Source organism: Methyloglobulus morosus KoM1 (genome assembly GCF_000496735.2).
GTDB classification, from domain to species: Bacteria; Pseudomonadota; Gammaproteobacteria; order Methylococcales; family Methylomonadaceae; genus Methyloglobulus; species Methyloglobulus morosus.
This window is the reverse complement of record NZ_AYLO01000117.1, coordinates 20580-29186: the sequence shown is the minus strand read 5'-3', so window position 1 is coordinate 29186 and position 8607 is coordinate 20580. Positions and strand designations below refer to the sequence as shown.

Annotated in this window: 8 protein-coding genes; 6 read left to right on the top strand and 2 right to left on the bottom strand. The window is 49.2% G+C overall.

Going from position 1 to position 8607, the window contains the following annotated elements; all coding sequences use genetic code 11:
• A partial coding sequence (gene crp, locus MGMO_RS15085; protein ID WP_407656532.1) for a cAMP-activated global transcriptional regulator CRP occupies window positions 1-654 on the top strand: 654 nt, incomplete at its 5' end.
• A gap of 25 nt (window positions 655-679) precedes the next feature.
• On the opposite strand, the gene djlA is transcribed toward crp, so the two are convergent.
• A complete protein-coding gene (djlA, locus tag MGMO_RS15080; protein WP_023495924.1) occupies window positions 680-1519 on the bottom strand; it encodes a co-chaperone DjlA in 840 nt (279 codons plus the stop codon).
• A 113-nt stretch (window positions 1520-1632) separates the two neighbouring features.
• On the opposite strand from djlA, the gene MGMO_RS15075 reads away from it, so the two are divergent.
• Complete coding sequence (locus tag MGMO_RS15075) at window positions 1633-2526, top strand: phosphoribosylaminoimidazolesuccinocarboxamide synthase (RefSeq protein ID WP_023495923.1); 894 nt, start codon at window positions 1633-1635, stop codon at window positions 2524-2526.
• A gap of 14 nt (window positions 2527-2540) precedes the next feature.
• Here the strand turns inward: MGMO_RS15075 and radC are convergent, their stop codons facing one another.
• On the bottom strand, window positions 2541-3215 hold the full coding sequence (gene radC, locus MGMO_RS15070) for a RadC family protein (protein ID WP_023495922.1): 675 nt from the start codon (window positions 3213-3215) through the stop codon (window positions 2541-2543).
• 64 nt (window positions 3216-3279) lie between these two features.
• On the opposite strand from radC, the gene coaBC reads away from it, so the two are divergent.
• The 4 genes from coaBC to MGMO_RS20975 all read left to right on the top strand — a co-directional run bounded on the left by coaBC (window position 3280) and on the right by MGMO_RS20975 (window position 8564).
• Window positions 3280-4503, top strand: a complete 1224-nt coding sequence (coaBC, locus tag MGMO_RS15065; RefSeq protein WP_235557302.1) for a bifunctional phosphopantothenoylcysteine decarboxylase/phosphopantothenate--cysteine ligase CoaBC — start codon at window positions 3280-3282, stop codon at window positions 4501-4503.
• Window positions 4484-4939 carry a dUTP diphosphatase gene (dut, locus tag MGMO_RS15060; RefSeq protein WP_023495920.1) on the top strand — a complete coding sequence of 152 codons (456 nt, stop codon included), beginning with the start codon at window positions 4484-4486 and terminating at the stop codon, window positions 4937-4939. The genes coaBC and dut overlap by 20 nt, the downstream gene beginning before the upstream one ends.
• A 24-nt stretch (window positions 4940-4963) precedes the next feature.
• Window positions 4964-5908, top strand: coding sequence for a hypothetical protein (locus MGMO_RS15055; RefSeq protein ID WP_023495919.1), 945 nt, complete (start codon window positions 4964-4966; stop codon window positions 5906-5908).
• A 175-nt stretch (window positions 5909-6083) separates the two neighbouring features.
• Complete coding sequence (locus MGMO_RS20975; protein ID WP_321163126.1) at window positions 6084-8564, top strand: phosphomannomutase/phosphoglucomutase; 2481 nt, start codon at window positions 6084-6086, stop codon at window positions 8562-8564.
• Window positions 8565-8607: the final 43 nt, after the last annotated feature.

Here is an 8607-nt window from a genome sequence, read left to right as displayed (position 1 = left end):
ATAGTCACACAACAAGAAAGTCCCTACAAAAAAGTGATGGAGCAATTGTTGCATTTTTGCCATAAAAGGTCATACCCGCCCAAAACCATCGTGTTCCGTCCGGGTGATTTAGGTGACCGGCTGTACTATATAGTCGATGGTTCCGTCAGTATCAGCGTAGAAGATGAAGACAACGACCAGGATTTGGTGCTGGCTTATCTCAACAAAAACGAGTTTATCGGCACGATTGGTGTTTTCAAGGGTTCTGAAACCCGTAAAGTGACGGTAAGGACGCGCACCCAATGCCAGTTGGCAGAAATGAGTTACGAGCGTTTCGGGCAAGTGCTCAGAAAGGAATTGTTGCCCTACGCACCGGATATACTCCTGATGATAGGTGAGCAATTGGCTGGTCGGCTTTTGAAAACGAGCCGAAAATTCAGCGACTTGGCATTTACTGATGTCGAAGGTAGGATTGCCCGCACCTTGTTGGATCTGTGCAAAGAACCGGATGCCATGACTCATCCCGATGGCATGCAATTGCATATCACCCGTCAGGAAATTGGCCGGATTGTGGGTTGCTCACGGGAAATGGCAGGTCGGGTATTGAAAGAAATGGAAGATAAAGGGCTTATTTCTGCGCATGGCAAAACGATTGTGGTGTTTGGCACCCGTTGAGATTGTTTCTAGCCTGGGGCTTAGTTCATTTCTTCCTGGCTTGTTGAATGGTTTCGTAAGCTTTGGTGATTTTTTGGGTTTTTTCCTTGGCAAGTTTCATCATGACCTCCGGCAAGCCTTTTGCCACTAACTTGTCGGGATGGTTTTGGCTCATCAGCCGCCGGTAAGCCTTTTTGACGTCTTCATCGCTGGCCGATTTGTTCAAGCCCAACACTTCATACGCATCTTGCAAACTGGATTGTTCTCGCTGGTACGGTTGTTGACGTTGCTGTCGATATTGGCCTTGGTCCTGGTATTGATAATCACGGCTATAAAATCGCTGTTGTGCCTGTACCCTGGCTTTCAGGCGTTCGTAGTCGAACTGCGAAACTCGCAGTTGACCGCAGATATGCAGCAATAGCCTTTCTTCTTTGCTGTCGATTGACCCGTCCGCCAATGCCTCTTGAATTTGAATTTCCAAAAACATACGGATAAGGTCGGTGCGGCGATGGCATTCCGTGTAAAACTGTGCCAAAACGCCCTCCAACGGGAAATCCGGGCTTTTCCCCTGTTGAAACAAATTGACGGCTGCCGTGCGCATTTCCCCCGAAATGGACATTTGGTCCATGATGCGGTTAGCCAGTGAAATTTCCTCAGGCGATACCTTTCCGTCTGCTTTTGCAATATGGCCCATCACCGAAAAAGTTGCGGTAAAAAATGCCATTTGCACACGGTGTTGGTCACCCGGCCTGAGAGTTTCAAGCGCGTCCAACCGTATCATGCCGATATCGAATTGATGGCCTACTGAGGCCCCCAAAATAGCGCCCAACGGCCCGCCCAGCATAAAGCCAAATGCACCGCCCAAAAATTTGCCTAGCCAGCTCATCTATCCCCGTCCCGCTTGTGTGGTAAAAAATGATAGAATTACAGTTAAAGAATTCGTCCTTACCCATCTTATCTTGCCGAAAGGTTACAACACAAATTCTTATTTGAGGTGCAATGAACGCTCCAACAGCGCTTTACCAATCGAACTTGCCGTCCTTGTCATTGCGCGCCAGAGGAAAAGTGCGCGATATTTATGCTATTGACGACCAACACATGCTGATCGTGGCAACAGATCGGCTTTCGGCATTCGATGTCGTCTTGCCAGATCCGATACCCGGCAAGGGGCGGGTGTTGACGCGCATTTCCAATTTCTGGTTTGATAAGCTGGGCCACGTCATACCCAACCATTTGTCCACAATACCGTTAGCCGATGTCGTGCACGATGCGGAAGGGCGCGCACAAATTGAAGGCCGCGCCGTTGTCGTTAAGTTATTAAAGCCTTTGCCTGTTGAAGCCATCGTCCGAGGCTATTTGATCGGTTCGGGTTGGAAAGACTACCTTAAATCCGGTGTTGTCTGCGGCATCCCTTTGCCCAAAGGCTTGCAACAAGCGCAACAATTGCCGGAAGCCATTTACACGCCGTCTACCAAGGCCGCCGCTCACGAGCATGATGAAAATGTCGCCTTTGAAAAAACGGTTGAATTACTGGGCCAAACCCTGGCCGAACAGGTGCGGGACACCAGCTTGAGGCTCTATCGGGAAGCCGCCGAATATGCCAAGGAACGCGGCATTATTATTGCTGACACCAAATTTGAATTTGGCGTTGATGAGGACGGTGCACTTTATTTGATTGACGAGGCGTTAACGCCGGATTCATCACGGTTCTGGCCGGCAGACCAGTATCGGGTAGGTATCAGTCCGCCCAGTTTCGACAAGCAATACGTCCGTGATTACCTTGAAACCCTGGATTGGGACAAAACTGCGCCTGGCCCGCATTTGCCAAAGGACGTGCTGGAACATTGTGCCGCCAAATACCGCGAAGCGGAAACCCGATTGACGGGTGGTTAATTTGCCCATTATCGTCAAATTAACCCATTTTCGGCAAATGAATAAGGTTCGCCGTCGCCGATAATAAAGTGATCCAACACCCGAATGTCAAACAAGGCCAACCCTTGCTTGAGTTTGTCGGTGATATATTTGTCGGCTGGGCTGGGTTCGGCAATGCCGGAAGGGTGGTTATGGGCAAAAATAACGGCGGAGGCATTGTGGTGTAACGCCAGTTTGGCGACTTCCCTGGGATAAACGCTGGCGGCATCTATTGTGCCACGGAACAGTTCGGTCAATTGGATGACGCGGTTTTGGTTGTCGAGGAAGAGGCAGGCGAATACCTCATAGCTGTAGCCCCTTAGTTGAGCGCTTAAGTATGCACGGGTAATTTCTGGGCTGGTTAAGGCATCGCCGCGTTGTAACGATTCCTTGAAATGTCGCCTTGCCATTTCCATGACGGCTTGTAACTGGGCATATTTGGCATTACCCAAGCCATGGCCTTGGCAAAACCGTTGCTGGTCGGCACTGAGCAGTGCTTTCAAAGAACCAAAATCTTGCAGCAATTCACGCGCCAAATCGACCGCCGATTTCCCTTGCGTACCGGTACGCAGGAAAATAGCCAACAGTTCGGCATCCGTAAGTGCGCCAGGGCCGCGTTTCAGCAGTTTTTCTCGCGGCCTGTCGTCTGTTGCCCAATCTTTGATGGACATTGCCTTGTTCCAACCGAAATAATGCTTAAGCATAGAAGAATTTGGCTATACTTGCCATTACGTTTTGACCGGAACAACCTTGGATACGACTATCAGACAACACGTTTTATTGGCTATATGCGGGGGTATTGCGGCTTATAAGTCTGCCGAATTGGTCAGGTTATTACGCAAACAAGGTTGTGATGTCAGGGTGGTTATGACCGAATCTGCCCAAGTGTTTGTAGGCCCCTTGACCTTCCAAGCCTTATCGGGGAATCCTGTCCATACGGAATTGCTTGATGCGGACGAAGAAAACGCGATGGGGCATATCAACCTGGCGCGATGGGCGGATGTAATAATAATTGCCCCTGCAACCGCGAATATGATTGCGAAATGCGCGCACGGCTTGGCGGATGATTTAGTTTCGACCCTATTTCTGGCGGCCACTTGCCCCATATATATAGCTCCTGCCATGAACCAAGCTATGTGGAACAAGGCTATGACCCAAGATAACATCCGTAAACTTAAAGTTTATGGTGTTAGTCTTATAGGCCCAAATTCAGGGGATCAGGCTTGCGGGGAAACAGGTGAGGGGCGTATGGCTGAAGCTGCCGAAATTTGTGAAAGATTGTTGGCTGAGACGAAAGCGGGCGTCCTACAAAATCTTAAGGTATTAATCAGCGCGGGGCCAACACGGGAATACCTGGATCCCGTGCGTTTCATCACGAACCGCAGCTCAGGGAAAATGGGCTATGCACTGGCTACTGCCGCATTGCGCGCTGGGGCGCAAGTCTCCTTGGTAAGCGGCCCTGTAAATCAGCCTGCCCCGATGGGCGTAGAAATTGTATTCGTCGAAACCGCTGCCGAAATGTATGATGCCGTGCTGGCGCAGGCGGATCATTCGGATATTTATATCGGTGCGGCGGCCGTTGCCGATTACAGTCCGGTCGCTGTGGAAAAAACAAAAATCAAAAAGCAAGCCGAGCAAACCAGCCTGATTTTGCAGAAGACTAAGGATATATTGGCGGATGTCGCCCTATTAAGTAATGCGCCATTTACGGTCGGTTTTGCGGCAGAAACCAACGATCTTGAGGCTTATGCCCAGGAAAAGCTGTACAAAAAAAATGTGGGCATGATCGCCGCCAACTGGGTAGGGCGGGAACAAGGCGGTTTCGACAGCGAGCAGAATGCTTTTGAGATATTCTGGCACAATGGCCGGACATCTTTGCCCATGACGGACAAAAACCAGTTGGCAGAACAGCTTATCAGTATAATCGCAACGAAATTCAATGAAAAAAATAGAGTTTAAAATCCTGGACAGCCGTATCGGCAATGAAATTCCGTTGCCGGAATATGCTACATCCGGTTCTGCCGGACTGGATTTACGGGCGTGTTTGACAGAAGCGACGGAATTAATACCGGGGGAAACTTTGCTCATCCCTACGGGTCTTGCCATCCATATCGGCGACAACCACACAGCCGCCGTTATCCTGCCCCGATCAGGGTTGGGCCATAAGCATGGCATCGTGTTGGGTAATTTAGTGGGCTTGATTGACTCCGACTATCAAGGCCAGCTTTTCGTGTCCTGTTGGAATCGCGGCAATACCGCTTTTACCATTAATATCGGTGAAAGGATCGCGCAGATGGTTTTTGTCCCTGTTGTTCAAGTTACGCTGGAGCAAGTTGATGAGTTCCATGAAAGCTCCCGTGGTGACGGCGGTTTCGGTCATACCGGGCGGAGTTAATCCGTTTAAGATTGAGGTGTATCAATGAAACGCTTAGTTTCTATATTGGCATTGGTTTGTGTCCTGATGGTTGTGATTGCTGGTGCGGGTGCTTTCCTGCTGTCCAGCGTGTTTATTGCCCAATCAAAAGTGGATGCCGTCGCTGCGGTTGCTAACGGGGTGTCTTTAACATTGTCCGAACAGGTCCGCTTGCTTAATGGTATGTTGGATAAAATGGTGCAAGACCCGGATGTAGTTAATGCGGCGGCGCAAAATGATCCCGCGTTATTGGGGAATGCGCTCATAAAGCTGGAGAATCACTTTCCAGGTGTTTTATCGATGAAATTTTTGTTGCCAGAAAATAGCGATACAACCAAGCAAGTCAATTCGCCTATGGGTTTTGCCGATCTTGAAATGGCAAAGAAAACATTTGTAAAAGATCAGTTGAGCACTATCCAAGGTGAAGTTGATTCGGGTCGGCATCTGGCAATTGCCCGTAGAATCATGCAAAATGGCAGTACGGTAGGCGTGGTTTTAGTGGGGTTGAACTATGATTTCGTCAATAGGGTGCTCGCTACCACGGTGTTGGAAAAAGGCTACATTGAATTGCGGCAGGGCAAGCTGGTGCTGGCATCAACAGGCAAGAGACGCGATCAAGGCGAGATTGATGGTGCACCTATCCATGTCCCTAACACAGACTGGCAGCTCTATTATGAAAACAGCGGTGGGGTCAGCTTGGGCGAATTGTCCCTGATGGTGGGCATCGTGTTGATCCCGGCATTGGCGGTTCTGCTGTGTTTTGTAACGGGCTACAGAAAGCTTTCTGGCCTGTTGTCAGAAGATGTGTCCTGGGTTATGAAAGCCTTTAAAGATATCATCACCGAAAAGCCACTGGGCGATTATCCGGTTAAATTGGATGAAATGAGGGTCGCCATATCGACATTGGCACAATTTAAGCGGGTCGCAACAGAAAAATGGTTTCAAATTTGACATTGCTATACCTGCACCATAGGGCCTTTGCAACAGTAAATGCGGTATTTGTCATATTCAGGGGCTTAAATTTTTGGCTTGAGAAAGCACTAAATATAAAAAGCATGAGCCATATAATCGATAGGGGTAAATAATGGAACGGTTGTTCTTAACATTGACATGTGTTGCCTTGCTTATGATTTTGATAGCAGGTACTGGCGTTTACCTGTCATCCAAAGTTGTAGTCGCAAAAGCAAAAGATGATGCGGCACTATCTTCCGCTAAGGGGGCGTCACAGGCCTTAACCGAGCAAATAAAGTTGCTGGACGCGGCCCTGGATAAAATGGCTCGCGACCCTGATGTCATAGCGGCGGTTACTAGCACTAATCCGGCGGCATTAAAAACGGTGGCGGCTAAACTTGAACAACATTACCCCATTACCGGCAAGCTCCGGCTGATACCTGTCGGCACGATTGAGGCGGATCAAGTCAATGTGCCTCGTATGGGTTTTGGTGACATTGATATGATTAAGGCAACATTCCAAGAGAATCCCCTCCCCGAAATCCAGGGTGATGTTGGCCCAGACCGGCATCTTGCAATTACCCATAAAATAATGCGCGGCAATCAAGTGGTCGGTGTCATTCTGGCGAGCCTGAGTTTCGATTTCATTAACCAAAGCTTGCAGGATGCCGGCATTGAAAGCGGCTATATGGAAATTAGGCAGGGAAAGCTCTCCTTGTCCAGCGTCGGCGATAAAAATGACGTTGACGGAGGTGACCTCAAGCAACTCAAAGTCAGCGGCACCAGTTGGGAGCTTTACTATCTCGATCCTAAGGGCGGAATCCTTGGTCAAGGTGCCGTCATTTTCAGTTTCATCTTCATCCCGTTATTGATTGCCTTGTCCGCATTTTATATCACTTATCGGCAATTTTCTGTCACGCTTGCCCAAGATTTGGATCGGATATTGCAGGCTTTCCAGGATATCCTTTCAAATCGGCCAAAAGGCAGCTATCCCGTTACCTTAATGGGCATGAATGCACTGATTGCTTCGATGGTGCGTTACAATCGTGAAATTAACCAGCGGGGCGAAAAGGTCAGAAAAAATGCTGTTGATGACTTTGAACTGGAAGGTTATTTTGAGGACATGGGTATGCCTTCGTCGCAATTGGCTGGCAATGTAGCTGCCACACAGCCGCCAGCGAATCCTGCCACCAAGGTCAAACAGCAGGAGCCAACACCCGAAACACCAAAAATTGACATCCCTGAGTTAACCGGCATACCACAAGAAATACCGCAAAAAGACGATCCAAGCGCAGCTATTTTCAGGGCTTACGACATTCGCGGAATCGTCGGGCAAACATTGACCAAAGAAATTGTCTACAACATTGGCAGGGCGGTGGGTTCGGAAGCTAAAGAATTAGGTTGCCACACCGTGGTTATCGGCAGGGACGGAAGAATATCAAGCCCTACCCTGGCGGAAGCCTTGTCTAACGGTGTTGTGTCTACCGGTTGCAATGTCTTGGATATAGGGATGGTGCCTACCCCCGTGTTGTATTTTGTCGTCCAACACACCGATGGCCGCTCAGGAGTGATGATTACAGGCAGCCACAACCCTTCTGAATACAACGGGTTGAAGATGATGATTAAAGGCAACACCCTGGCTGGAGATAGGATTCAGGAACTCAAGAAACGCATAGACAACCATGCCTTTGTCTCGGGTAAGGGCTCGATAGAGCAAAATGGCATGTTTGAGAGCGAATACATCGGCACCTTATGCGATGACATTCAAGTTGCCCGACCCATGAAGATCGTCCTGGACTGTGGCAATGGCGTTGCCGGTGAACTCGCGCCCGTCCTGTTCAAGAACCTAGGCTGTGAGGTCATTGAATTATTCTGCGAGGTGGATGGCAATTTCCCTAACCATCACCCCGATCCCAGCAAGCCGGAAAACCTGGCGGAACTTATCAGCACCGTCAAACATTATGGCGCAGATTTGGGTATTGCTTTTGATGGCGATGGTGACCGGTTAGGCGTAGTTGACTCAAAAGGGAAAATCATCTGGCCCGACCGGCAGATGATGTTGTTTGCCAAAGACGTGCTGGCGGGCAAGCCAGGATCAGAAATTATTTACGATGTAAAATGTAGCCGACATTTGCCGGATCAAATCGTCAAATACGGTGGTAGGCCATTGATGTGGAAAACGGGGCATTCCTTTATGAAAGCCAAGTTGAAAGAGACGGGGGCTAAATTGGCCGGAGAGATGAGCGGCCATATTTTCTTTAACGACCGCTGGTTCGGTTTCGACGATGCCTTATATTCTGCGGCACGGTTGTTGCAGATATTGTCCGAAGATCCACGCCCCAGTTCAGAGGTTTTTGCCGATTTCCCCGATAGCATTAACACGCCGGAATTGAATGTCGAGTTGGCGGAAGGTGAAAACGTTAAGTTTATTAAGGGCATGTTCGCCGCAGCGCAGTTCACGGGTGGCAAAATTACCGACATCGACGGGATGCGTATTGATTTCTCTGACGGTTGGGGATTGGTACGTGCATCTAACACCACGCCGTCGCTGGTGATCCGTTTTGAGGCGGACAGCAAAGTGGCGTTGGAGAACATCCAAGCGCAATTCCGGGATCTTATGCGTACTGTCAAACCGGGTATCAAGTTGCCTTTTTAGTCCGATCCACAGACTAGCGAAGCAAACAGCCGACAGGGAACTA

Coding starts and splice junctions, on each gene's coding strand:
- dut (WP_023495920.1), top strand. CDS start 4,484: ATGAAAAAAATAGAGTTTAAAATCCTGGACAGCCGTATCGGCAATGAA.
- djlA (WP_023495924.1), bottom strand. CDS start 1,519: ATGAGCTGGCTAGGCAAATTTTTGGGCGGTGCATTTGGCTTTATGCTG.
- MGMO_RS15055 (WP_023495919.1), top strand. CDS start 4,964: ATGAAACGCTTAGTTTCTATATTGGCATTGGTTTGTGTCCTGATGGTT.
- MGMO_RS15075 (WP_023495923.1), top strand. CDS start 1,633: ATGAACGCTCCAACAGCGCTTTACCAATCGAACTTGCCGTCCTTGTCA.
- MGMO_RS20975 (WP_321163126.1), top strand. CDS start 6,084: ATGATTTTGATAGCAGGTACTGGCGTTTACCTGTCATCCAAAGTTGTA.
- radC (WP_023495922.1), bottom strand. CDS start 3,215: ATGTCCATCAAAGATTGGGCAACAGACGACAGGCCGCGAGAAAAACTG.